Annotated in this window: 22 protein-coding genes, 1 pseudogene and 1 riboswitch; of the genes and pseudogenes, 14 read left to right on the top strand and 9 right to left on the bottom strand. The window is 74.4% G+C overall.

What is annotated here, in order from left to right:
• Window positions 1-93 precede the first annotated feature (93 nt).
• On the top strand, window positions 94-603 hold the full coding sequence (locus OG559_RS27440; protein ID WP_405108902.1) for a DinB family protein: 510 nt from the start codon (window positions 94-96) through the stop codon (window positions 601-603).
• A gap of 75 nt (window positions 604-678) precedes the next feature.
• Here OG559_RS27440 and OG559_RS27435 read toward each other — a convergent pair whose 3' ends face one another.
• Window positions 679-1605 (bottom strand): TauD/TfdA family dioxygenase, encoded by a 927-nt coding sequence (locus OG559_RS27435; RefSeq protein WP_405117018.1) that lies wholly within the window; start codon window positions 1603-1605, stop codon window positions 679-681.
• 184 nt (window positions 1606-1789) lie between these two features.
• Entirely contained in the window at window positions 1790-2227 is a 438-nt protein-coding gene (locus OG559_RS27430) for a DUF6069 family protein (RefSeq protein WP_405108899.1), read from the bottom strand.
• A gap of 200 nt (window positions 2228-2427) precedes the next feature.
• On the opposite strand from OG559_RS27430, the gene OG559_RS27425 reads away from it, so the two are divergent.
• From OG559_RS27425 to OG559_RS27395, 7 genes are all read left to right on the top strand, one after another.
• A complete protein-coding gene (locus OG559_RS27425; RefSeq protein ID WP_405108896.1) occupies window positions 2428-3522 on the top strand; it encodes a sensor histidine kinase in 1095 nt (364 codons plus the stop codon).
• Window positions 3519-4184, top strand: coding sequence for a response regulator (locus OG559_RS27420; protein ID WP_405108893.1), 666 nt, complete (start codon window positions 3519-3521; stop codon window positions 4182-4184). The genes OG559_RS27425 and OG559_RS27420 overlap by 4 nt, the downstream gene beginning before the upstream one ends.
• Before the next feature lie 193 nt (window positions 4185-4377).
• On the top strand, window positions 4378-4860 hold the full coding sequence (locus OG559_RS27415; RefSeq protein ID WP_405108890.1) for a hypothetical protein: 483 nt from the start codon (window positions 4378-4380) through the stop codon (window positions 4858-4860).
• Window positions 4861-4947: 87 nt separating this feature from the next.
• Entirely contained in the window at window positions 4948-5583 is a 636-nt protein-coding gene (locus tag OG559_RS27410) for a class F sortase (RefSeq protein WP_405108887.1), read from the top strand.
• A gap of 75 nt (window positions 5584-5658) precedes the next feature.
• Complete coding sequence (locus tag OG559_RS27405) at window positions 5659-6768, top strand: magnesium and cobalt transport protein CorA (protein ID WP_405108884.1); 1110 nt, start codon at window positions 5659-5661, stop codon at window positions 6766-6768.
• Between the two features lie 351 nt (window positions 6769-7119).
• Window positions 7120-7785, top strand: coding sequence for a C39 family peptidase (locus OG559_RS27400; RefSeq protein ID WP_405108882.1), 666 nt, complete (start codon window positions 7120-7122; stop codon window positions 7783-7785).
• 165 nt (window positions 7786-7950) lie between these two features.
• A complete protein-coding gene (locus OG559_RS27395) occupies window positions 7951-8370 on the top strand; it encodes a YchJ family protein (protein WP_405108879.1) in 420 nt (139 codons plus the stop codon).
• Window positions 8371-8404: 34 nt separating this feature from the next.
• Here the strand turns inward: OG559_RS27395 and OG559_RS27390 are convergent, their stop codons facing one another.
• From OG559_RS27390 to OG559_RS27375, 4 genes and pseudogenes are all read right to left on the bottom strand, one after another.
• Entirely contained in the window at window positions 8405-9208 is an 804-nt protein-coding gene (locus OG559_RS27390; protein ID WP_405108877.1) for a maleylpyruvate isomerase family mycothiol-dependent enzyme, read from the bottom strand.
• A gap of 417 nt (window positions 9209-9625) precedes the next feature.
• Window positions 9626-10348 (bottom strand): annotated as a pseudogene (locus tag OG559_RS27385) (mechanosensitive ion channel family protein); the annotation flags it as partial.
• Window positions 10349-10444: 96 nt separating this feature from the next.
• Window positions 10445-11251 (bottom strand): hypothetical protein, encoded by an 807-nt coding sequence (locus OG559_RS27380; protein WP_405108874.1) that lies wholly within the window; start codon window positions 11249-11251, stop codon window positions 10445-10447.
• A 35-nt stretch (window positions 11252-11286) separates the two neighbouring features.
• Complete coding sequence (locus OG559_RS27375; protein ID WP_405108871.1) at window positions 11287-12969, bottom strand: serine/threonine-protein kinase; 1683 nt, start codon at window positions 12967-12969, stop codon at window positions 11287-11289.
• 343 nt (window positions 12970-13312) lie between these two features.
• Here OG559_RS27375 and OG559_RS27370 point away from each other — a divergent pair, with 343 nt between their 5' ends.
• On the top strand, window positions 13313-14446 hold the full coding sequence (locus tag OG559_RS27370) for a peptidoglycan-binding protein (protein ID WP_405108868.1): 1134 nt from the start codon (window positions 13313-13315) through the stop codon (window positions 14444-14446).
• Between the two features lie 92 nt (window positions 14447-14538).
• Here the strand turns inward: OG559_RS27370 and OG559_RS27365 are convergent, their stop codons facing one another.
• Window positions 14539-16578, bottom strand: coding sequence for a HelD family protein (locus tag OG559_RS27365; protein ID WP_405108865.1), 2040 nt, complete (start codon window positions 16576-16578; stop codon window positions 14539-14541).
• Between the two features lie 91 nt (window positions 16579-16669).
• Here OG559_RS27365 and OG559_RS27360 point away from each other — a divergent pair, with 91 nt between their 5' ends.
• From OG559_RS27360 to OG559_RS27340, 5 genes are all read left to right on the top strand, one after another.
• Window positions 16670-17365, top strand: coding sequence for a TetR/AcrR family transcriptional regulator (locus tag OG559_RS27360; RefSeq protein WP_405108862.1), 696 nt, complete (start codon window positions 16670-16672; stop codon window positions 17363-17365).
• A 110-nt stretch (window positions 17366-17475) separates the two neighbouring features.
• Window positions 17476-17587, top strand: a riboswitch (SAM riboswitch).
• Window positions 17588-17863: 276 nt separating this feature from the next.
• A complete protein-coding gene (locus tag OG559_RS27355; RefSeq protein WP_405108859.1) occupies window positions 17864-18760 on the top strand; it encodes an ABC transporter substrate-binding protein in 897 nt (298 codons plus the stop codon).
• An 80-nt stretch (window positions 18761-18840) separates the two neighbouring features.
• On the top strand, window positions 18841-19647 hold the full coding sequence (locus tag OG559_RS27350) for an amino acid ABC transporter permease (protein WP_405108856.1): 807 nt from the start codon (window positions 18841-18843) through the stop codon (window positions 19645-19647).
• The gene (locus OG559_RS27345) at window positions 19644-20393 is read left to right on the top strand and encodes an amino acid ABC transporter ATP-binding protein (RefSeq protein WP_405108854.1); all 750 of its coding nucleotides are present in this window, start codon (window positions 19644-19646) and stop codon (window positions 20391-20393) included. Before OG559_RS27350 ends, OG559_RS27345 begins: the two co-directional genes overlap by 4 nt.
• A 164-nt stretch (window positions 20394-20557) precedes the next feature.
• Window positions 20558-21967 (top strand): endo-1,4-beta-xylanase, encoded by a 1410-nt coding sequence (locus OG559_RS27340; RefSeq protein ID WP_405108851.1) that lies wholly within the window; start codon window positions 20558-20560, stop codon window positions 21965-21967.
• A gap of 569 nt (window positions 21968-22536) precedes the next feature.
• On the opposite strand, the gene OG559_RS27335 is transcribed toward OG559_RS27340, so the two are convergent.
• Both OG559_RS27335 and OG559_RS27330 read right to left on the bottom strand, forming a co-directional pair.
• Window positions 22537-23052 (bottom strand): hypothetical protein, encoded by a 516-nt coding sequence (locus tag OG559_RS27335; protein ID WP_405108848.1) that lies wholly within the window; start codon window positions 23050-23052, stop codon window positions 22537-22539.
• Between the two features lie 69 nt (window positions 23053-23121).
• Window positions 23122-24174 (bottom strand): ABC transporter ATP-binding protein, encoded by a 1053-nt coding sequence (locus OG559_RS27330; RefSeq protein WP_405117016.1) that lies wholly within the window; start codon window positions 24172-24174, stop codon window positions 23122-23124.
• Window positions 24175-24219 lie beyond the last annotated feature (45 nt).

The raw sequence follows: 24219 nt of genomic DNA, 5'->3' as shown, positions 1-24219 counted from the left end.
CGCCGCCACCGCCGGGGACCAGCGCCGCGCCGCCGGCCGGTCACCGGGGGGACGCCGCCCGCGGTGGCCGGCCGGTGGCCCATACTCCCGGCCATGAGCCTGCTGCTGCCGGAGCCGGGGCCGTCGTCGGACGTGCCCGCCTTCTTCCTCACCTACCTGGACTTCTACCGGGAGGCCGTGGCCGACCGGCTCGCCGGGCTGACCGACGCGCAGGCCCGGTCGGTGCGGGTGCCGTCGGGCTGGACGCCGGTCGAGCTGATCCGGCACCTGACGTTCATGGAGCGCCGCTGGCTGGTGTGGGGGTTCCTCGGCGAGCCGGTGCCCGACCCGTGGGGCGACCAGGTGGACGGGCGCTGGCACGTCGGCCCCGACGAGACGGTGGTCGACGTGGTGGCCGCGTTGCGCCACGGCGGGGCGCGGACCAGGAGCATCGTCGGGGACGCCGCGCTGGACGCGCCGGCCGCCCTTGGTGGGCGGTTCACCGACCCGGCCGCCCGGCCGACGCTGGCCGCGATCCTGTTCCACGTGCTGCAGGAGTACGCGCGGCACGCCGGGCACCTCGACGTCGTCCGCGAGCTGATCGACGGCCGCACGGGCGAGTGACCGCCTGCTGGAGGTAGCCGTTGAACCGGTCGCGCCGGTGTCCAAATCCGCTGCCCGCCGGCTGAGCCGGGCGGGTCAGCGTCGGCCCGCGTCCAGCCAGAGCCGGATCAGCTCGCGGCGCCGCTCCGGCTCGGGATGATCCTCGTACGCGGTGCGCGCGTGCACCACGACGCCGTTGTCGAGGAACTGCATGTCCCCGGCCCGCAGGTCCATGCCGAGTGAGAACCGAGGGTCGGCGTGCAGCCGGTCCAGGACGTCCATCGCCTCCCGCTGCGCCGGGGTCAGCGGCGGCACGTGCGCGCCCCGCTGGGCCGAGCGGATGTAGTCCGGCCCGTAGCGGGCGGCGAGGCGGTCACCGTCGCGGGCGTACACCGGTTGCTGGGCGAAGCTGTCCGGTCCGTCGCCGGTGCGCCGGTCGTACCACCACGGCTGGTAGAGCAGCCGGGCCAGGTCGGGGCGGGTGCGCACGACCTCGTTGTGCACCGCCACCGAGCTGACGACCGTGCTGAGCCCGCCGCTGCGGGCCGGCCGGACGCAGAGTAGCGCGACGACGTCGGTCGGGTCGGCGTGGTACCCGATGCCACGACGGTGCTCGTAGCTGCGGGTGGTCGGCCGGTCGGGGTCGGCCCCCCGGTCGCGGACGTGCCGCAGGATCGCGCCGTCGGGCCCCTGCGGGACGAGCCGGCCGACGTGGGCGGCGACGCCGAGGGCGAGCAGTTCGCACCCGCGTTCGGTCAGCCCGGCGACGGGCAGACCCCGCACCATCGCGACGCCGCAGCCGCCGGTCACCTCGGCGGCCAGCCGGGCCAGCTCCGGGCCGAGGGCCGGCAGCGGGAAGTCGGCCCGGGACAACCCGTCGAGGGGTACGCCGGCGGCGTCCACGGCGGCGACGGCGGCCCGCAGCTCGGCGCGCTGGGCGTCGTCGACCGTGAGCCGCCACCGCCCGCCGTCGGCGAACTGGTCGGCCCGCCAGTCGGCCGGCCCCCGCACCTGGTCGATCATCGCCACGGCGCCTCCCCCGGGTCGGGCCCGGCCGTCCCGGCCGGGCGTCACCTCCAGTCTGGACCGGCAGGGTGGGTGGGCCCGGCATGCTCTGCCAGGGGCATAACGCCGGCCGGCTCCGGTCCGGGCACCCACCCACTGTCCGGCCCGGCGGTGTCGGGCCGGACAGTGGACGCCGGGGCGGTCAGGGGCGCCGGGTGCCGCCGCGGCCGAGCACCGGGATCAGGACGGCCCCGGCCACGAGGTGCAGGGCCAGCAGCGTCACCGTCGCGGCCGTTCCGACGCCCTCGGTCACCGGCCCGGCCAGCGAGAGCAGCAGGACCGCGACCGCGACCGCCGTCCACAGTCCACGTGCCCGCCGGGTCCGGCGCTCCAGCAGGGCGAGCAGCGCCCAGCCGGCGAGGCCGGCCAGCAGCGTGGCGGCAGCCACGGCCCCCGGAGCCAACGGCTGCGGCCCGGTGCCCGACCGGACCTCGACGTCGATGCCGGCCGGTCCCGTGGCGGCGTACCAGACGGTGTGGGTGGCCGCCGTCGCGGCGAGGACGGCCAGGGCCCGGATCCGGCGCCGGGCCGCCACGCAGGACGCGGTGGTGGCCGGCCGGCCGGTCGTGTCGGTGATCATCGCGTTGCGCCTCCCGTGGTGGGCCGGGTGTCGGCGTGCGCCGCCCGGTGTTCTGCGTTCTCCAGCACGGTAGGCGGGGCCGCGTCCCGCGCGGATCGGCTGCGGGAACGGTTCGGCGCTCCGTCTCCGGGCGGGGGGACGGCCGGATCTCCGTCTCACGGCCGATGAGCCCGGCGTCGGGCCCGCCTACCATTCCGGGCATGTACCGCTGGTCCCGCCCCACCGTCCTTCTGCTGGTCGACGCCGGTCTCGCCCTCGTCGTCCTCGCCGTGTCGCTGCCCGTCGCCGCCGTCGTGCAGTCCGGCGGTGGCCTCGTGGCGGCGTGGGGGCTGGCCGCCGCGCAGGCTAGCTGCCTGCTGTGGATCCGCCGGCGGCCCGTGGCGGCGCTGGCGGTGGCGACGGTCGCGGGCATCGGCCTGGAAGTCCTCTGCCCGCAGCTCGGCTGGCTGGGCCTGGTGGCCGCGCCGCTGGCCTACCTGGCGCGGCTGGGCCCGCCACGGGTGTCCCTGGCGGCGCTGGGGCTGCTGGCCGCCGGCACACCCTGGAAGCTGATCGACGGCGGCGGGCAGGACCTGCTGCTGGCGCTGGCCGGCCTCGTCGCGGCCTGGGCGCTGGGCGAGGTGCAGCGCGGCCACGCCGAGCGCCGCGACGCGCTGCGCCGGCAGGTCGCCGTGGCCGAGCGCGCCCGGATCTCCCGCGAGCTGCACGACGTGGTGGCGCATCATGTGGCGGTCATCGCCGTGCAGGCCGCCGCCGCCGAGGACGTGCTGGAGCTGCGGCCGGACCAGGCGCGCGCCGCGCTCGGATCGATCCAGGAAGCCGCCCGCTCCGCGCTGACCGAGCTGCGCGCGATGCTCCAGGCGCTCAGCGCGTACGACGACGGGGCCGAACCGAACCGGCCACAGCCCGGCCTGGCCCAGCTCGACACCCTCGTCGAGGCGGTCCGGGCGGCCGGGGTGCAGGTCACCGTCGACCGCGCCGGCGTCGGCGGCGCCCTGCCCGACGGGGTGGAGCTGTCGGCGTACCGAATCGTGCAGGAGTCGCTGACGAACGTCCTGCGGCACGGCCGGGCCCGCCGGGTCGACGTCACCGTCCGCCACGACGACGGCGATCTGCGGGTGGAGGTCGTCGACGACGGCCCGGGCCCGCACCGCCGGTCGACCACGGGGCTGGGCCGCGGCGTCGTCGGCATGCGCGAGCGGGCCCGGCTGCTGGGCGGCACGTTGGAGGCCGGCCCGCTGCCGGCGGGCGGGTTCCGGGTCCGGGCCCGGCTCCCCGTGCGGGAGGTCCGGTGACGATCCGGGTGCTCATCGCCGACGACCAGGACCTGATCCGCGCCGGCCTTGCCATGATCATCGAGGCGCGGCCGGACCTGACCGTGGTGGGCGAAGCCGCCGACGGCGTGGAGGCGGTCGCCCTGGCGGAGCGGCACCGCCCCGACGTGGTGCTGATGGACGTGCGGATGCCCCGCCGCGACGGCATCGAGGCCACCCGGGACCTGGTGGCGCGGGGAAACCCCGCCCGGGTCATCATGCTCACCACCTTCGACCTGGACGAACCGGTGTTCGCCGCGCTGCGCGCCGGCGCCAGCGCCTTCCTGCTCAAGGACACCCGGCCCGCCGACCTCGCCGAGGCGGTACGGGTCGTGGCCCGCGGCGACGCCCTGCTGGCCCCGACGGTGACCCGCCGGCTGCTCGACCGGTACGTCGACCGGCTCCCCGCCGACCCGCGGGCGCCCCGGCGCCTCGCCGCGCTGACCGCCCGGGAGACGGAGGTGCTCGTGCTGGCCGCGCAGGCGCTGTCCAACGCCGAGATCGCCGCCCGACTGCACGTCAGCACCGCCACGGTGAAGACCCACATGTCCGCCGTGCTCACCAAGCTGGGCCTGCGGGACCGCGTCCAGGCCGTGGTCCTCGCCTACGAGACCGGCCTGGTACGACCCGGACCGCCGGGCTGACGCACGCCAGCACCTCCGTTTCCGCAGCTCCCACGCCGCCCGGGTGGACACGTGACGGCAACGAAGAATTCTCGTTTTCACCGGATCGGGTGCCCAACCCTCCTAGTGTTGGGCACACCGGTGCTAGTCACGGAGTTGGCCACCCGAACGACGTCCCACGCAGTCAGCGGACGAAAAGTGAGGGAAGACGCGAATGAAGACACAGTCAGTTCTCGGATCGGCGGCGCTCGGCGTGGGTCTCGGCACCCTCCTGCTCCCGGCCGCCGCGCTCGCGGACACCACGGTGTCACCGGCCACCACCCCCGTCGGCGGGACCGTGGTGCTCACCTCGACCTGCAACCCGAAGTCCGGCGACGCGCTCTTCCACGTCACCGGCCCCGACCGCGACCAGAACGTCCGATCCACCACCGCCGCCGCCGGCGGCGGACTCAGCGCCGAACTGTTCACCGCCGGATTCACCCTCGGGACCTACACGGTCACGGCGACCTGCGGCGACGGGACCTCCTCAGGCAGCGCGACATTCACCGTCACCCCCATCGGCGGGGCCCCGGCCGGCACCGGCCCCGACGCCGACAACCGCGGCCTGCTGGCAACCGGCGGCACCCTCGTCGGGGCCGCGGCCACCGGCGCACTGCTCCTGGCCCGCCGCCGCCGCCACGCGGTCAACCACGCCTGACGACGTACGTCACCACCATCCCGAGACGGGTGCCCGCGCCGGCCCACGCCGCCGCGGGCACCCGCCGCGCACGCCAAGGAGGCGCACGTGCCCACCGGCGACCGGGTTCCACGGACCGCCGTGGCGCTGATCGCGCTGGCCGGCGTCGCCGGAGGCGGACTACTCGCCCTCGGGGCGGCCCGCACACACCCACCACCACCCCGGGCCGCCCCGGGCACCGGAACCGACCCGGCGACGGGCAGCGGCACCGTACCCGGGACGCCGCTGCCCCACGCCACGCCGGTCCGGATCAGCATCCCAGCGATCGACGTGCGCGCCGACCTGGTGCCGGTCGGCGCCAGCACCGCCGGCGAACTGGAGGTCCCGCCGTCGGACCGGCCCGCCGTCGCCGGCTGGTACCGCCTCGGGGTCAGCCCCGGCGAGGCCGGCAACGCCGTCGTCGTCGGGCACGTCGACTCCCGGGAGACCGGCCCCGCGGTCTTCTTCGCCCTCGGCCGGCTCCGGCCGGGCGACCGCATCCAGGTCACCCGCTCCGACGCGCGGACCGCCACGTTCACCGTGGACGGCGTCGGGTCGTACCCGAAGGCCCGGTTCCCCACCGACCTCGTCTACGGTGCGGGCGCCGTGCCCCGGCTGCGCCTGATCACCTGCGGCGGCCAGTTCGACGAACACACCCGCTCCTACCTGGACAACGTCGTCGTCTTCGCCACCCTGCTCCCCTGACCGCCGCCCCCGCGCCACCGGCAGCCGGAAGATCGCCTACGGTTGCCGTCAGTTCCGGTGTGGCGGAGGTGAACGGTGGACCAACGACCCGTGCAGACCCGATGGCTCGGGCGGCTGCCCGCCCTGTTGCGCCGCCCATGGAGCCGGCCGATCACGGACGCCATGCCCGTCGGCGCACGGTCCAATCCGGACGCCGTGGTCGACTGCGCCATCTACGTCGACGGGCGGCGCCAACCCGGGCGCCCGCACTACGCCGAGGCGTACGCGCAATGCCACCACGGCCGGCGACGGTTCGTCTGGCTGGGCCTGCACGACCCGACGCCGGCGGTGATGGCCGAGGTCGGGTCGATCTTCGGCCTCGACGAGTACAGCGTCGCACAGGCCCTCGCCGACGGGCACCGGCCGACCCTGCAACGGCACGGCGACGTGACCCTGCTGGTGCTGCGCACCGCCGGCTACGTCGCGCACACCGAACTGACCGACACCTCCGAGGTGATCGACACCGGCGACGTGATGGTGTTCCTCGGCGACCGGTACGTCATCACCGTCCGACACGGCGCGGCCGGAGCGCTCGCCACGGTACGCGAGGACATCCAGCGCCGCCCGGCGGTGCTGGCCGAAGGACCCTGGGCGGTGGCGTACGCGGTCTGCGCCCGAATGGTCGAGCTGTACCTGGAGGTCGCCGGTCACGTCGAGACGGACCTGGAACGGCTGGAGGAGACGGTCTTCGCCCGCGACCGGTCCGCCGACATCCAGCAGATCTACCAGCTCAAGCGGGAAATCGTCGAGTTCAAGCGGGCGGTGCTGCCGTTGCAGGCGCCGCTGCGGGCGCTGCTCGGGCAGCAACCCGACGGCCCACCCCCAGCCCTACGCCGCTGGTTCGCCGACGTGGACAGCGACCTGGCCCGGGCCGTCGACCGGGTCGGCGCGTACGACGACCTGCTCAACTCGATCCTCCAGTCCCGGCTGGCGCAGCTGGCCGTCGAGCAGAACAACGACATGCGCAAGATCGCCGCGTGGGCGGCGATCGCCGCCACCCAGACCGCCGTCGCCGGGATCTACGGCATGAACTTCACCAACATGCCCGAACTGCAATGGCGCTACGGCTACGCGGGAGCGCTGCTGGTGATGGCAACCGCCGCACTGACCCTGCACCGACTCTTCCGCCGCTCCGGCTGGCTCTGACCCACCCCCCGTCAACGGGGTGGACGGGTGGTTTTGGGGGTGGTGGGTGGTTTGGGGTGGGGTGTCCGGTGGTCGGGGTCACCGTGGGGGTGGAATCGGTGGGGGGTCGGGGGCGTTGTACATGGTTCACCCGGGCGAGACCGGCCCGGGGCAGCTCCCGGGGCAGCTCCCGGGGCCGGGGCCGCGTGTGGAATGCGGGGCCGGCCGGGATGGTTACACCCCCCGGACAACGCGAGCAGGTGAGTTCCCCCGAGCCGCCGTGGTTGTCCCCCTGAACTGATCCCCCCTTCGCGGCGCACGTCGCTTCCTTGCGGGTGTTGCCGCGTGTCCCCCGACCAGAGGAGCACGCTCATGCGTACCGATCTGATCCGTAGGACCGCTCTTGCCGCTGGTGTTTTCGCCGCCACCGCTGGTGGTATCGCCGCTCCCGCCGTCGCCGCCCACGCGGCCCCCACCGCCGAGAAGGCCCCCGCCGTGTCGGTGCACGCCGACCGCAAGCCGGCCGGGGAACGGCAGCTCGACGTCCGGTATGAGGCGCAGCCGAACTTCTACTTCTGTGGTCCGGCCGCCGCCCGTAACGCCCTGTCGGTGCAGGGCAAGGCCATCAGCGTGGACGCGATGGCGAAGGAGATGGGCACCACCGAGGACGGCACCGACTCGATCAACGACATCACCCCCATCCTGAACAAGGAGACCGGTAAGGGCGACGCGTACCGCAGCGTCGAGATCAAGAGCGGTAAGGCCGACGACGGGCAGACCGACAAGCTGCGCGCTGACATCGTCCGTACGGTGGACGACGGCCGGGCTGTGGTGGCCAACATCGCCGGCACGGCCACCGACACCGACGGCACGGTCCATTCCTTCGAGGGCGGCCATTACATCAGCGTCGTGGGCTACCGCGACGACGGCCGGACGGTGAAGATCGCCGACTCGGCCAACCCCGCCCAGGCCAGCTACGACATCACCGTCGACAACCTGGCCGACTGGATCGCCACCCGCGGCTACGCCACCTCCTGACCCACACCCACAAACGACGACAAGGGCCGACCCCACCACGGGGTCGGCCCTTGTCGTCGCGTCGGTCGGCCAGGCCCCGCCGGAGTCGGTGGCCAGTGGGCCCGGGACAGAGCCAGGAACCCAGCCCCCGCCCGGGCGTCCCGACCGCTGCGGCAGGATGGGGACGTGGCGAAGAGACCCGCCCGTGGCGGCGCACCCCGGAACGCGAACGGACCCTGCCCGTGCGGAACCAGCCAGCCCTACCCGGAGTGCTGCGGACGGCTGCACCGGGGCGAGACGGACGCGGCCACCGCCGAGGCGCTCATGCGGTCCCGGTTCAGCGCGTTCGCCGTCGGCGACGCCGCCTACCTGCTGCGCAGCTGGCACTCCTCGACCCGACCCGAGCGGCTACGCCTCGACCCCGGGCAGCGGTGGACCCGGTTGGAGATCCTCGCAACCGAACACGGCGGCCTGTTCGACAACGCCGGCACGGTCGCATTCCGGGCCCACCACCGCGAGGGCGGACGGCCCGGAACGCTCACCGAGCACAGCCGCTTCACCCGCGAGGACGGCCGCTGGGTCTACCTCGACGCGCTGCCCGACTGACCGCCCCTGAGCCCCACAACCGCCACATCGGCGCTCACCCGAACGCGACCCGGTCCAGCCAGAAACGCAGCAGGTCCACGTCCCCGAACACCTCGACCGTGCCCGCCTCGACCGGCCGACGCCGGTACACCATGAGCAGCAGCTCCGACAGCGGGCCACGGACCGCGACAGCCGCCTTCTCGTGGGACCGCCGCCACACGATCGCCTCGCCGGTCAGGTCGACCAGCCACTCCGCCGCCACCTCCGGCGCGGTGTCGGTGGCGTGCAGGTGCACCGTGCGCCCCGGCCCGAACAGCTCCCGCTGCGCCGGATGGAAGTCGAGCATCTCCGGCAGCGACCCCAGCTCCATCCACTCGTCCACAGCGTCGAGCGCCACCCGCGCGTCGACGGCGAACTCCACGCCGAGGGCCAGTGCCGCGTCGGCGCGGTGCAGCAGCGTCTCATGGGTGAAGCGGCGCGCCCAGAACGTGCTGCCCACACCCACCGTGGTCGACGGCGTCGGTATCCAGATCGGTGCGTCCGGGCCTGCGGCGACAAGTGCGGCGGCGAACCCTCGCGCCCCGGCCCTCAGCCAGGGCCCGAGCACCGCGGGGTCCTCGTCGCGGTAGGGGGTCAGATCCCGGAAGGAGTCGTCGGGCGGCGGCCCGGCGGGCCGGTCCCGGACGATCGACTCCGCCCACCGCTGCCCGCCGCCCAGATGCCGGCCGAGCTGGCCCACGTTCCACCCCGGACAGGAGGGCACCGGCGTGGTCAGGTCGGCGCCGGCCACCTGCGCGGCCAACAGGTCGGTCTGCTCGACGAGCCGCGCACAGAGCTCGTCGTACCCCAATCGGCTCATCGCGCCAGGCTAGACCGGAGCACCGACAATCCGGCGGACCAGACGCGGGGTGGCCCGGATCCGCCGGCCCGTCCACCCCGCGTCTCGGCGTCAGCGAGTGGGGGTCTCCCCGTCCGGCCGGGGAATGACCACCGTGGCGTCGCCCGGCAACCGGTCGTGGTCGCCGTCACGCTGCGGGTACGACGGGGTGGGCTCCGACCCGGCGTACGGGGCCACCGGCTGGGTGGCCTCGGCAGGGTCGGCGGCCAGCCGGGGCACCACCTGGGTACGGTCGGGATCGTCGCCGGACGGCACCACCTGCGTCCGGTCGGGGTCGTAGGCGGACTCCCTCGGCACCACCTGCGTCCGGTCGGCGTCGTCGGCCACCGGGACGACCGACTCGGCCCGCTCGGCGTCCTCGGCCACCGGTCCCGTCGCCGCCAGCCGGGCCGCCACGTCCCGCCGCCCCGCCTGGTACGCCCGCGCATGCGTCGCGATCAGCTGCGACTCCCGCTCCGCCCGGCTCAGCCACGACTCCCACCGGCTCTGCATCGGCCGGACCAGCCCGCCGCCCACGCCGACCACGAGGATGCCGCCGATCGTCGCCAGCACCGCGACCAGCACCGGCGTGGTCACCGCCGTCGCCACGCCGATCTGGTTGAGCGCCGCGATGACGCCCAGCCCGAGGATGAACACCGACGCGATCGTCGCCAGCACCCGCCCGTACGACAGGCCGCCCAGCGCGCTGCTGATGATGTCCTTCACCGCGTGCGCGATCGCCGCCGCGACCACCACGATCACGATCGCCACGAACGCCCGGGGCAGCCACGCGATCACCCCGGCGATCAGATCCGAGATCGGATTCGGACCCCAGATGCCGAAGGCGAGCTGCAACGTCACCAGCAGCACCCCGTAGTAGGCGAGCTTCGCCACGATGTCGCTCGCGTCGTACCTGGACCGGGCCAGCGCGGCCTTGACCCCGCCGCGTTCGACCGCCCGGTCGAAGCCGACCCGTTCCAGCACCTTGTCCACGACCTTCAGCACGGCCTTCGCGACCAGCCAACCAGCCACCAGGATCGCCACAAAACCGAGGGCCTTGGGCAGGAACAGCAGCACCGCGCGCAGGGCATCCCCCACCGCGTCACCGAAGTTGTCTCTCATCGAAGGGTCCTTCACACCAGGGGTCGCAACAGATCCGCCCGCACTACCCCGACCGCCCCGCGCGCAAACGCCGCCACACCCCGACGAGGACCGCCGTCAGCGCCGTCGGCAGACGTAACGGACCTCGGTGCCGGCCTGCACCGGCGACGGCTCGACGATGTTGACCGTCGCCGTCTCCCGCGTCGCGCCCACCCCGCTGAAGGACCACCTCAGGGGCAGCGTCACCGTCCGCTGCCCCCGCCCGACCCGCTCGCCGACCAACGCCCCCGGCGCCGACCCGGAGCGCAGCCACTGGTAGCGGATCGTGCCGGCGTTGCCGTTGGTCCGCACCGTCGCGACCACCTCCACCGTCACGTCGCACCGGTTGCCGGCGGGCTCGGTCACCGCCACAGTGACCCCTTCGATCGCCAACGGGCTCAGCCGCTGCCAGACGAACAGCCCGACCGCCACCACCAACACCACGGTGAGCAGGGTGGACAGCACCGAGACGACCCGCCGCCACGGCGACCGGGGCCGCCGGGCCGGGCCCGGCTGCCGCCAGGCGGGGGCGGCCGGCGCGACGCCCGGCACCCCCGGCCCGAACCGCACCTCGCCCGCCGACCCGCCGACGGTCGGCCCGGCCGCAGTGGCCGGTGCGGTCCCCCCGGCCGCGATCGTGGGATCGGTGAAGCCCTCGGCGGTACGCGCAGAGCCACCCCCGCCCCACACCGGCCCACCCTGCCCGGGCGGCCACGCCCCGCCCCCGGCAACCGTGCCGCCCGCAGGGACCGTCCCACCCAGCCCGACCGTCCGGCCGAGGTCCACCGTCCGGCCCAGGTCGACCGTCGGCTCCCCCGCGCCCGGCGCCCCGGGGCGCGCGCCACCGAGGGGCAGCGCCGTCGTCGGCTCGTTCGGATCGCTCATCGCCAGCCTCCCGGCATCGTCGTCGGCCGCCCCGCTCAGCCCGGCGTGCAGAACGACTGCAGGCTCACGTACGCCGGCCCACCCGACCCGGCCGAGTTGCCCGCGGCGTCCACGGCGGTGACCTGCACCGAGATACGCACCCCGTCGGCGGGGCGGTCGAACGGGCCGAGGGTGCCCTCGAACACGCCCTTGCCGACCGACGACATGACCACCGTGCCCGACTGCACACCCGACGTGTAGCGGAACGACACCCGCAGCCCGTCGGGGCCCGACCGGTCGTCGGTGACCGTCACCGTGACCGGGGTCGACGTCGCCCCGTACGGGCAGCCCCTCGGATCCAGGGTGGTCCACCGGGTGCTCGGCGTCCCGACCGTGGGGGCGGTGACGTCCGGCGCGGGCGCCGACACGGTGGGGGTCGGCGTCGCGGTCCGGGTGGGCCGGACCGTCGGCGTCGGGGGCCGGGTCGTCGGGGCGGCGGTCGTCGGCCCGCCGGTGGTCGGGGCGACGGTTGAGGGTGTCGGCGTGGCCACCGGCGGGGTTGGCGTGGTTGGCGCGACCGGCGGCGGCGTGGCGGATTCGGAGACCGGGGCGACCGGCGCCGGCGCGGCGACCGGAGCGGCCTCGCCCGCCACGGGCACCACGTCGGGTTCATCGCTTGAGGCGTACCGGTAGCCGACGCCACCGACCAGCACGGCCGCGACCAGGGCGCCGCCGATCAGGGCCGGGCGAGCCCGACCGGTGCGCATCCGTCGACCGGTGCGGATCTCCCGACCCATGCCCGGGCTGCCATCCGACATGAGGACCGTACTGGCCAGGCTGGTGCTGCCGCCCGAGGCGTCGGAGAACGGGAAGAACGCGGCCAGCAGGGCGGCCCGCCGGGCCAGCTCGCGGACCCCGCGCTCCTCCCAGTCCGCCCCGTACCCCTCGGTGGCGATCTGCTCCAGGATGCCGAGGAAGACGTGCGCCGGTTGGGGACGCTCGGCGGGCCGCTTGGCCATCCCCCAGCGCAGCAGCTCGTGCACCGGCGGCGGGGCCGGGTCGGTGGGGACCGGCGCGTACGCGTGCTGCTCGCGCAGGGCCAGCAGGCTGCGGCCGTCGTACGGGGGATGACCGGTCAGGCACTCGAAGAAGGTGGCCGTGGCGGCGTAGATGTCGCAGGCCGGGGAGGCCGCCGCGCCCGTCCACTGCTCCGGGGCCATGTAACGGGGCGTGCCGGTCACCATGGTGGCCGACTCCCGGCCCACCGGCATGGCGATGCCGAAGTCCGCGAGCTTGCTCTCCCCCTCGGCGGTGACCAGCACGTTCTCGGGCTTGTAGTCCCGGTGCACCACGCCCCGCGCGTGCGCGGCGGCGAGCCCGGCGAGGGACCCCTTGAGGACGAGGAGCGCGGCCTCCGGCCCGGTGGGCCCGTTGGCGCGCAGCATCTGCCGCAGCGACACCCCGTTGACCAGCTCCATCACGATGGCCGCGCCCGCGGTCGACTCGACGTACTCGTAGAGCCGGGAGACGTGCTGATCGTCGATGTCGGCCAGCAGCCGGGCCTCGGCTCGGAAAGAATCGCGGAAGGCCGGGTCCGTGCCGAGGACGCCGGCGAGGTACTTCACGGCGACCGGGGTGCCGGACCCGTCGTGGGTGGCGAGCACCACCCGCCCGGACGCGCCCACGCCCAGCTCGCGCACCTCGGTGTAGCCGGACACCCGCCAGCTGTTCCCACTCATTGGACGGTCTCCACGGCTCTTCCGGATTGACGCCCGGCACACAGGGACGCCGCTCATTGTGGCGGGCGCTGTCCAGTCCGCCATCGGCGCAACGGTTGCATCCTCCGTACCGGACGTCGACGTCTCGGTTTGACTGTGGAGGGCGCCACTCCCCCTAAGGCATCCTAGGAGGCTAGGTGAACGGGGTGGACGGTGGGCGACCTGCGGCGGGCACTCGTTCGGACGCCGACTCCCCGCCGGTCACCTCTGGTGTTGCGCGTCGGTTGGAAATATCCTCCACCTCACGCGTTGCCTGTGAAGCTCCTTTTCACCCCGGCCGTCGTCAGCCACAGAGGAGATGCCCATGCACTTCGACCACCCCGAGCTGGACCGCCGCACCCTGTTGCGGGCCGGGCTCGGCGCGGCGGCCGTCGCCGTCGTCGGCACGGAACTCGCGTTCCCCGCCGCCGCGCAGGCCGCGTCCGGATCGGACGTCGACTGGATCATCAGCTGCGACGAGTGGGGCGCCCGGCCGCCGGCCGGCTCCCTGCCCCTCAGCGCCATCGCCACCAACAAGATCATCGTGCACCACATGGCGTTCCCGAACGTCACCGACTACTCGCGGGACCAGGCCGTGAAGCTGGCCCGGGACTGCCAGAACCTGCACATGGACGGCAACGGCTGGTCCGACACCGGCCAGCACTTCACCGTCAGCCGGGGCGGGCACGTGCTGGAGGGCCGGCGCGGCAGCCTCGAGCGGCTGGCCGCCGGCGACCGGCAGGTGATCTCGGCGCACTGCCCCGGGGAGAACGGCCGGGCCATCGGCATCGAGAACGAAGGCACGTACGTCACCGAGACGCCGCCGCAGGAGCTGCTGGACTCGCTGGTCCAGCTCTGCGCCACGGTCGGCCGCCGGTACGGCCTGCACGCCCACGACATCTTCGGGCACTGGGACTTCCGCACCACCGCGTGCCCGGGAGCCGCGTTCTACCGGCAGTTCCCGGAACTGCGCCGGCGGGTCTTCCGCGAGCTGGGCACCAGCATCGGCGACGTGCCGGCCCGCCGCTGGCCGGACCTGTGGCGGTTCGTCAACTCCCCCACCGTGCGGGTGGCGCAGTACCTGCTCACCCACCGCGGCTACGTCGTGCCGGTGAACAGCACGTTCGACGCCGCGACCGTCGCCGCCGTGCAGGACTGGCAGGCCCGCAACGGCATCCCGGTCGACATCGACGCCACCCTCACCGCACCGACCTGGGAGACCCTCGCCCCCGAGCTGGACAAGAAAGCCACCGGCGCCCCGGTCAGCGCGGTGCAGTTCATCCTGAACTCGAAGGGCTACGCCGACGTCGCGGTGACCGGCGAGTTCGACCACGCCACCATGAAGGCCGTCCAGGACCTCCAGCGGCTGCACGGCCTGACCCCGAACGGCAAGGTCAGCACGAGCACCTGGTGCGCGCTCGTCGGCGGCGTGGTCCGCCAGTCGTTCCAGGCGGGCTGACCGGCCCACGGGTCGTGGTGGGGCGGGTCCGGCGTTGGTCCCGCCCCACCACACACGCCCGGCACCCGTGAAAGGGTGCGGCACCCCGGCGGTCAGCCGCGCAGCGCCGCCGGCAGGGGCCGGTGGTAGACGATGTCCAGTCGGGACACCGCCCTGGTCAGGGCCACGTAAAGCCGGTGCGGGCCGCGTGCCTCGGCGGCCACGATGTCCGCCGGCTCGACCAGCACCACGTGGTCGTACTCCAGGCCCTTGGCCAGGGTCACGGGCAGCAGGGTGACCCGGGCCGACGGATCCACCTCGTCCACCCCGGCGGCCGGGACGCCGGCGGCGCGCAGCGGGCCGGCGAGCCGCGTGACGGCCGCGTCGACGCCGACGACCGCGACCGAGCCCGCGTACCCGAGCGCGTCCCGGACCGCGTCGAGGACGCCGGCGTCCAGGTCGTCGACGTGCCGTACGCGCAGGTGGCCGTCGGCGCGGACGGACCGGGTCGGCGGCACGTCCACGCCGAGCGTCCCGAGCAGCCGGTTGGCCGGCGCCAGCACCGCGCCGGGCACCCGGAATCCCACGGTCAGCGGCACGACCCTGGCCGTGGGCCGGCCCAGGTGGGTCAGCTGGTCCGGCCAGCTCCGCGCCGCCCACGGCGTCGTGCCCTGGGCGAGGTCGCCGAGCACGGTGAGGGAGCCGTGGACGCTGCGGCGGGCGAGGGCGCGGCACTGCATCGGCGAGAGATCCTGCGCCTCGTCGACGATGACGTGGCCGTACCCGGGGGGATGCTCGATCAGCCCGGCGACCTCGTCGAGCAGGACGAGGTCGGCCGCAGACCAGCGGGCGCCCCGGGCGCCGCGCGGGCGGGCCCAACGGACGGCCTTCTGCTCGTCGGCGGTGAGAATCCCGTCGGCCGACCCGGCGAGCGCGTCCGGGTCACCGAGCAACTTCGCCAGCAGCTCGCCGGGGCGCGCAGCAGGCCAGACCCGGTCGAGGAGGTCACGGACCGGGGCGCAGCGCCCCACCCGCCGCCCCCAGGCCGCGCCGGACAGCTCCACGCGTCGCTCCGCCTGTCGTTGCAGCAGGTCCACGACCCGGGACCGCAGCCGCTCGCGGCCGATCCCGTAGGGCGGGGACTCGCGCCGGATCTCGGCGACCAGCGCGGCGACGGCCCCGGCGGGCAGCCGCCAGCGGTAGGAGCCGTCGGGCACGGTGAGCGCCTCGGCGGGTACGCGGACGCGCCCGTACAGCGCCCGGTGGAGCACGACGGCCATCCGGGCGTCGTGCTTGACGGCGGCCGCGTCGTCGTCGTCGACGGCGGCGATCGGGTGCCGGGCCAGGAGATCCTCCAGGGTCCGCTGGTCGACGTCGACCTCGCCGAGCGTGGGCAGCACGGCCGAGACGTACCGCAGGAAGGCCGGGTTCGGACCGATCACCAGCACCCCGGTGCGGCCGAGCTGCCGCCGGTGGGTGTAGAGCAGCCAGGCCGCGCGGTGCAGCCCCACGGCGGTCTTTCCGGTGCCGGGCGCGCCCTGGACGCAGACGGACGTGTCGAAATCGGCGCGAACCAGCTCGTCCTGTTCGGGCTGGATGGTGGCGACGATGTCGCGCATCGGGCCGACCCGGGGACGCTCGATCTCCGCAGCCACGAGCCGGCTGCCGCCGCAGAGTTCCTCCCCCCGGTCGAGGCGCTCGTCCTCGAACCCGGTCAGCCGGGCCGGGGCCGGCGGCGTGGAGCTCCACCCGTACCGGCGGCGGACCGCGACGCCGAGATGGTCCCGGGCGGTGGCCCGGTAGAAGGTGCGCGACACCGGCGCCCGCCAGTCGATGACGAGCGGGTAACCGGCCTCGTCGGTGATGTGGCGGCGGCCGAGGTGGTAGCGCTGACCGGCGTGCTCGCCCGCCTCGGCGGCGGCGCCGAACCGGAGGCGGCCGAAGTAGGGCGGGGCATCCGGCTCCTCGGCGAGTTCCTTGGCGTGGGTCCGTAGCATCCGGCCGAGGGTCTCGGCGGTCCAGCGGTCGCCGGCCACGTCCGCGCCGGTAGCCACCCGGTGGCGGGCCGTGTCGCGCATCCGGGCGAGCGCGGCGCGGGTCGCGGCCAGGTGCGCCTGCTCCCGCGCGAGTTCCCGGTCGACCCCGTCGTCCATGGCAACCTCCGATGAGAATCATTAACCGGGTTAACATTCTAACCGCAGTCATGAAATTGACCTGGTATCGGCCGCTGGTAGCCTGGGTGGCGTGACCGGAGAGCAGGGCGTGACCGGAGAGCAGGGGCTGCGCGAACGCAAGCGGCAGCGCACCCACGACGCGATCTCGGCGGCGGCGATCTCGCTGTTCGTCGAACGAGGCTTCGACCGGGTGTCGGTCGCCGAGGTGGCCGCGGCCGCGGAGGTCTCCAAGCCGACGCTGTTCAAGTACTTCTCCACGAAGGAGGACCTGGTCCTGCACCGGATCGCCGACCACCGGGGCGAGTCGGCCCGGGTGGTGCGCGGCCGACGCCCGGGCGAGGCGCCGCTCGCCGCGCTGCGCCGGCACTTCCTCGACGGGCTGGACCGCCACGACCCGGTCACCGGGCTCAACGACGACCCCCGGGTGTTGGCGTACCACGGGATGGTCTTCTCGACCCCGAGCCTCGCCGCCCGGGTGGCCGGGCACGCCGCCGCCGAGGAGGCGGCGCTGGCCGACGCCCTCGACGACGCCGCCGGCACGCGCCGCGACGAACGGGGGCGGCCGGAGCCCGGGGCTCGGCCCGACGGGCTGACCGGCCGGCTCGCGGCGGCACAGATCGTCGCGGCGCAGCGGGTACTGGCGCGGGACAACTGGCGTCGTCTCACCGAGGGGTGCACCGCCGCGCGGGCGCACCCGGAGGCGGTCGCCGCCGCCGACCACGCCTTCACGCTGCTCGACGCCGGCCTGGCCCCGTACCGGGACTGAACCTCGGCGGCGGTCGTGCGGCGAGGGGCGACGTCCGACGGGTCGGCCGGGGTGAGCGTTGTCATAACGACTGGACGCCCGGCCCGGTGCCGTTGCTAGGCTTTCCACCAGGTCATGAGCGCCAGCGTCAAGCCCCGGCTCGCTGGCCGGCAACCCTCCTCCGCGGTGGGGTGCCCCGGGTGAAGACCAGGCACCGGAGTGTCACCGGTGCAAGCGTGGCCTGGTCCCCAGGTCAACACCGACCTTGGAGAACCATGTCTGCTCGTCCTTGCGCCCCGACTGCCGCCGGCTCGGCACCGGCCGCGTCACCATCCCGTCCCGCGCTGGTCAGGCGCCGGCACGTGGATCTGATGCGGGTGTGCAGCGACGGCTGTCGCCGTCACGCGGCGCGCTGAGCGCCTCCCCTCTTCCGTAGTAGCCCCCTTCCGCGGCCGCCCGTCGGCGTGCCGCGTCCGGCGGCGTGCTGTCCGCGCGCCGCCCTCATCCCAGGAGACACCTGTGCGATTCCTCCCTGCCCTGACCAGGTTCGCCGCGCTGGGCGTCGCGGCCGTCGTCGGCGCTGCCACCCTCACCGCCTGCGGCGACGACACCTCGGCCGCCGCCGACAACCCGTACGGCCTGGTCCAGCCCGGCGTGCTGCGGGCCGGCACCCTCACCGACGCGCCGCCGAACGTGTACCTGAAGGACGGAAAGTTCACCGGCTTCGACAACGACCTGCTCACTGCGGTCGCGGACAAGATCGGCCTGAGGGTGGAGTTCGTCGGCACCGACTTCTCCGCGCTGCTGTCGCAGGTCAACAACCGCAAGTTCGACGTGGGCAGCTCCTCGATCACCATCACCGAGGCGCGGAAGAAGACCGTCGACTTCGGCAACGGCTACGACTTCGGCTACTTCGGACTGGACGTCCCGGCCGGATCCCCGATCACCGGGTTCGACCAGCTCGACGGCAAGCGGGTGGTGGTCGTGCAGGGCACCGTGCAGGACGACTACGCCACCGGCCAGAAGCTGGACCCGGTGCGGGTGCCGGACTACAACGGAGCGCTCAACCAGCTCAGGGCCGGCACCGCCGACGCCTGGATCGCCCCGGCCGAGATCGGCGAGAAGTCCGCCGCCGACAGCGGCGGGAAGATCACGGTGGCCGCGAAGCAGCTCAGCCCCACCCCGACCGCGTACGCGGTGGCCAAGGGCAACGACGCGCTGCGCGGGGCACTGGACAAGGGCCTCGACGAGGTCATCGCCGACGGCACGTGGAGCCGGTTGCAGGAGCAGTACTACCCGGGCCGGCCGGTCCCGGCGGACTTCAGGCCGGGCAGCGGCTCGGCGCCGGGGCCGGGGCCGGGCGCGTCGGCGGCCCCGTCCGGGTCTGCCGCGCCGTCGGCGTCGGCGTCGTCCTGAGTACGCGGGCGTGACGGCACGGGCGACGACGAGCCGACGGTACGGATGACCAGCGAGCGGGGCGGACGGGAAGACGACTGATGGATCCACTGAGCACCCTGTGGGAGACCTTCTTCGACTGGGACTCCATGCGTGCGGCGCTGCCCGAGATGCTGACCGTCGGGCTGCCCAACACGCTGATCCTGGCGATCTCGGCCGCCCTGCTCGGCTCGCTGCTGGGCATGCTGCTGGCGGTCGCGGGCATCTCGCGTACCCGGTGGTTGCGCTGGCCGGCGCGGGTGTACACGGACGTCTTCCGCGGCCTGCCGGCGGCGGCGACGATCCTGCTCATCGGCGTCGGCCTGGCGCCGCTGGGCATGCAGGTGTGGGGACCGAACCCGTACCCGCTGGGCATCCTGGCGCTGTCACTGATCGCGGCGGCGTACATCGGGGAGATCTTCCGGGCTGGTATCCAGAGCGTGGAGGCCGCCCAGCTGGAGGGGGCCCGGGCGCTGGGGTTCTCCTGGGGCGAGGCGATGCGGCTGGTGATCATCCCGCAGGGGGTCCGCCGGGTGCTGCCGGCCTGGGTGAACCAGCTCATCGCCCTGATCAAGGACTCCAGCCTCGTCTACTTCCTCGGCCTGGTGGCCAGCCAGCGGGAGCTGTTCCGGATCGGGCAGGACCACGCGGCGACCACCGGCAACGAGTCGGCGCTGCTGCTGGCGGGCCTGTTCTACCTGACGCTGACCGTGCCGCTGACCCACGCGGTGAACTGGATCGACCGGCGGCTGCGGCAGGGCCGGCCGGCCACGGCGGCCGAGGACGACGACGCGCTGGCGCTCGCCGGGCGAAACGCGCTGCCCGGCGACGCCGCCACCCGCGCGAACACGGGAAAGGACGAGCGATGAGCACCTCGACCGGCACGACGACCCCGGTGAGCCTGAACGTGCGGGACGTGCACCTCGCCTTCGGCGCCAACCGGGTGCTGCGGGGCGCGAGCCTGGACGTCGGCCGGGGTGGCACGGCCTGCGTCATCGGGCCGTCCGGGTCGGGAAAGTCCACCCTGCTGCGCACGATCAACCGGCTCATCGAGCCGGACCGCGGGGACGTGCTGCTGGACGGGCGCAGCGTGCTGGGCGACGACCCGGACGCGCTGCGTCAGCGGGTCGGCATGGTGTTCCAGCAGTTCAACCTCTTCCCGCACATGACGGTCCTGCGCAACATCACCCTGGCGCTGCGGCGGCTCAAGCGGCTCGGCGAGGACGAGGCCGCGCAGGTGGCCCGTGCCCAGCTGGAGCGGGTCGGGCTGGCCGGCCGGGCCGACGCCCGGCCGGCGCACCTGTCCGGCGGGCAGCAGCAGCGGGTGGCCATCGCCCGGGCGCTGGCGTTGCAGCCGCAGGTGATGCTCTTCGATGAGGCGACCTCGGCCCTGGACCCGGAGCTGGTCAAGGGGGTGCTGGGCATCATGGCGGAGCTGTCGGCGGGCGGCATGACCATGGTGGTGGTGACCCACGAGATGGGCTTCGCCCGCGAGGTCGCCGACACCGTGGCGTTCATGGACGGCGGGGTGGTGCTGGAGGCCGGCGAGCCGGCGGCGATCTTCGAGCGTCCCGAGCATCCCCGGCTGCGCCGCTTCCTGTCCCAGGTGCTCTGACCGGCCCGTCCGCCGGCAGGGTTCCGAAACTTTCGGCCTCGCTGGCCACGCATGACCGGCGGATGTCGGGCTAGAGCTTTCCGAAACTTCTCGATAGCATGTATCGAAAGTCGCTGATGTCGTCGGCCGCGCGACGACTTCGATCCCCCGGAGGGCAGTCAGGCATGAGCAGCTCAACAGCACGCGACCGCGGAAGCGCCAGGGTTCGACCGGACCGACGCGCGGCGCTGGTCTCCGCCACCGTCGGCACGGTGGCCGCCGGTATGGTGCTGGCGCTGGCCACCGCGGCCAGCGCCGGCACCACCCTCGCCACCTCGGCGGCCGAGAAGGGCCGCTACTTCGGCACCGCGGTGGCCGCGAACAAGTTGTCGGATTCCACGTACGTCGGGATCCTGAACCGCGAGTTCAACATGGTCACCCCCGAGAACGAGATGAAGTGGGACGCGACCGAGCCGTCCCAGGGCCAGTTCACCTACACCAGCGCCGACCGCATCGTCAGCCACGCCCAGGCCAACGGCATGCGGGTCCGGGGCCACGCGCTGGCCTGGCACTCGCAGCAGCCCGGCTGGGCGCAGAACCTCAGCGGCAGCGCGCTGCGCTCGGCGATGGTCAACCACGTCACCCAGGTCGCCACCCACTACAAGGGAAAGATCCACTCCTGGGACGTGGTGAACGAGGCGTTCGCCGACGGCGGCAACGGCGCCCGGCGCGACTCGAACCTCCAGCGCACCGGCAACGACTGGATCGAGGTGGCGTTCCGCGCCGCCCGCACCGCCGACCCGAGCGCGAAGCTCTGCTACAACGACTACAACACCGACGGGCAGAACGCGAAGTCCAACGCGGTGTACGCGATGGTCTCCGACTTCAAGGCCCGGGGTGTGCCGATCGACTGCGTCGGGTTCCAGTCCCACTTCAACAGCGCCTCCCCGGTGCCCGGCGACTACCAGGCGAACCTGCAACGGTTCGCCAACCTCGGGCTCGACGTGCAGATCACCGAGCTGGACATCGAGGGCTCCGGCACGGCGCAGGCCAACTCGTACGCGACCGTCGTCAGGGCGTGCCTGGCGGTGTCCCGCTGCACCGGCATCTCGGTGTGGGGCATCCGGGACACCGACTCCTGGCGGGCCAGCGGCACCCCGCTGCTGTTCGACGGCAACGGCAACAAGAAGGCCGCGTACACCGCCACCCTGGACGCGCTGAACAGCGGCACGCCGATCCCGACCACGCCCCCGCCCACCACGCCCCCGCCGACCACTCCTCCCCCGACCACCCCGCCGCCCGGCGCGGGCTGCACGGCTTCGCTGTCCCTGCAGACCTGGACCGGAGGCTTCGTGGCGACGGTCCGGGTGACGGCCGGCTCGTCCGGCACCAACGGCTGGGCGGCCACCGTCACATTGCCGTCGGGCACGGCGGTCACCAACGCGTGGAACGCGCAGAGCAGCGGCACCACCGGAACGGTCCGGTTCGCCAACGTCGCCTACAACGGCCGGCTCACCGCCGGGCAGTCGACCGAGTTCGGCTTCCAGGGCGTCGGCACCCCACCGGCGGGCACCCCCTCCTGCACCGCGAGCTGACCCGGCTCCGGCCCGTCGTCGAGGCGTACCTCCCTCGGCGACGGGCCGGCCCCGCCGGACCCCGGCCGCTCGACCGGGGCCCGGCGGGGTGGCCGTAGTTTCCAGCCGCTCTGCTGCCGGCCGGGCTACTTGGCCAGAGCTCGGTCTGACCGGACCTGCGCTGCGCCCCCTCTCCAGCGAATGCTCCGAGAACGTCGGCCGCCCCACGCCGCCCCGTACGCCGGGCAGTCGGGCGGCGGCCGGACAACCGCGCCCGCACCCGGTCGGGACCTGCCCTTCGGCTCCTATGGAGCTGCCCCGTCCACGCTCCCGCTCCATCGACAGCACAAACGGGGCAGCTCCATAGGGGCCAACGGAGGATAGGCCGACCCGGCGAAGACCAACCCGGCGAAGGCCGACCCGGCAGGGGCCGATGGTGCCGGCAGCGCGCGCATCCCCTGGGCCCCACCAAGCCGGAGGCCCACGACCTCGCCGGGGCTCTGGAGTTCCACGGATGCCCGTTCTCGTGATGAGGAGGCCGGATGTCCGCAGCACTGCCTTCGGGCCGGGGACTACGGACAGGACGGCGGCTACCGGGCCCAGCGTTCCGCAGGTCGGCAGTCCGCACCGGCCGGGCCGTAGACGACCTCACCGGACGGGGTGGCGTAGCAGTGGTCGAACCAGTCCGACGGGCGGAACAGCCGGCGGCGGTCCAGCTCCCCGCCGGCGGCGTCATAGCTGACCAGCTCGGCCCGCCAGGTGACGGGAGCGGCGTGGGTGACCAGCCCGAACGCGCCCCGGGAGATCCGGGCGGTGGTGGTCGTCCGCCCGTCGCCGTGGTCGAGCACCAGCCGGTGCACCCGGGCGCTGACCCGGCCGCCGACCGTGACGTCCCCGCCTTCGGACTCCGAGGACGTGAGTAGGAGCCGCTGCACCGGGCCGGGCAGCCAGTCCGGCCGGGACCACCGCTCGTGGCTCAACGCGCCGCCCGGCTCTCCGCCGCCCGGCCGGATCACCTCGCAGATGAGGTAGCCGGTATCGGACATGAACAGCACCATCGCCCGGTCGTCACGCTCCACGGCGACGGCGAGATCGTCGAGGGTCAACGGGTGCCGGGTTCCCCCTCCGGGTGGACCGCCACCCCCACCCCGGCCAGTGTCCGGGTCAGCGGCAGGTCAGCGACCCACCGGGTACGCGCGGGTCTCGGCGGCCTTGACCGCCGCCCACACCGCCAGGCCCGGGACCAGCCGGAGCTGCGCGGCGGCGGCCGGGGTGACGTCGGCGGCGACGGGCAGCGGCCCGTCGAGCTGGACGCGCAGGTTGTCGCCGTGCCGCTGCACCCCGGCGACGGTGGCTTCCCAGGTGTTGCGGGGGCTACCGTCGGGCCGGGCGGGGTGCAGCGCCACGGCGGCCGGCGGGAACGCCACGAACGCCTCGCCGGCCACGCTGTCGACGGCGGTGAGGGTCAGCCCGCCGACCCGGACCCGGTGGCCGTCGGCGTGGCCCCGGTGCAGGTTCAGCCCGACCAGGCGGGCGACGTAGTCGGTGCGGGGGCGGGCGGTGACGGTGGCCGCGTCGCCGGTCTGGACGACCAGCCCGTCCTCCACGATGACCAGCCGGTCGGCGAGCACCAGCGCGTCGAGGGGGTCGTGGGTGACCAGCACGGTCGCGCCCGGGTGGGCGGCGAGGTGGCGGTGCAGCTCGGCGCGGGTGTCCAGGCGGGTGCGGGCGTCGAGGGCGGCGAGCGGCTCGTCGAGCAGCAGCAGGGTGGGATCGACGGCGAGGGCCCGGGCCAGCGCGACCCGCTGCGCCTGCCCGCCGGAGAGCTGCCGGGGCCGGCGCCGGGCGTGCTCGGCGAGGCCGACCCGGGCCAGCCAGGCGTCGGCGACGGCCCGGGCGGCCCGCCGGTCGGCGCCGTGCCGGCGCGGGCCGAAGGCGACGTTGTCCCGGGCGCTCAGGTGTGGGAAGAGCAGGTAGTCCTGGAAGACGACGCCGACCGGGCGGCGCTCCGGCGGGGTCCACGCCCGGCGGTCGGGGCGGTCGAGGTCGGCCCCGGCGAGGGTGAGGTGGCCGGCGGTCAGCGGGTGCAGGCCGGCCAGCACGCGCAGCGCGGTGGTCTTGCCGGCGCCGTTGGGCCCGAGCAGCGCCACCACCTCCCCGGCGCGGACCCGCAGGGCGACATCGAGGTGGAAGCCGCCCCGGTCGGCGACGAGGTGGGCGTCCAGCAACGGCGGGACGGGGTCGCCGGCGCCCGGCCCAGCAGGCGGCGGGAC

This window comes from Micromonospora sp. NBC_01405 (assembly GCF_045040155.1).
Taxonomy (GTDB): Bacteria; Actinomycetota; Actinomycetes; order Mycobacteriales; family Micromonosporaceae; genus Micromonospora.
This window is presented reverse-complemented; position numbering and strand designations above follow the sequence as displayed.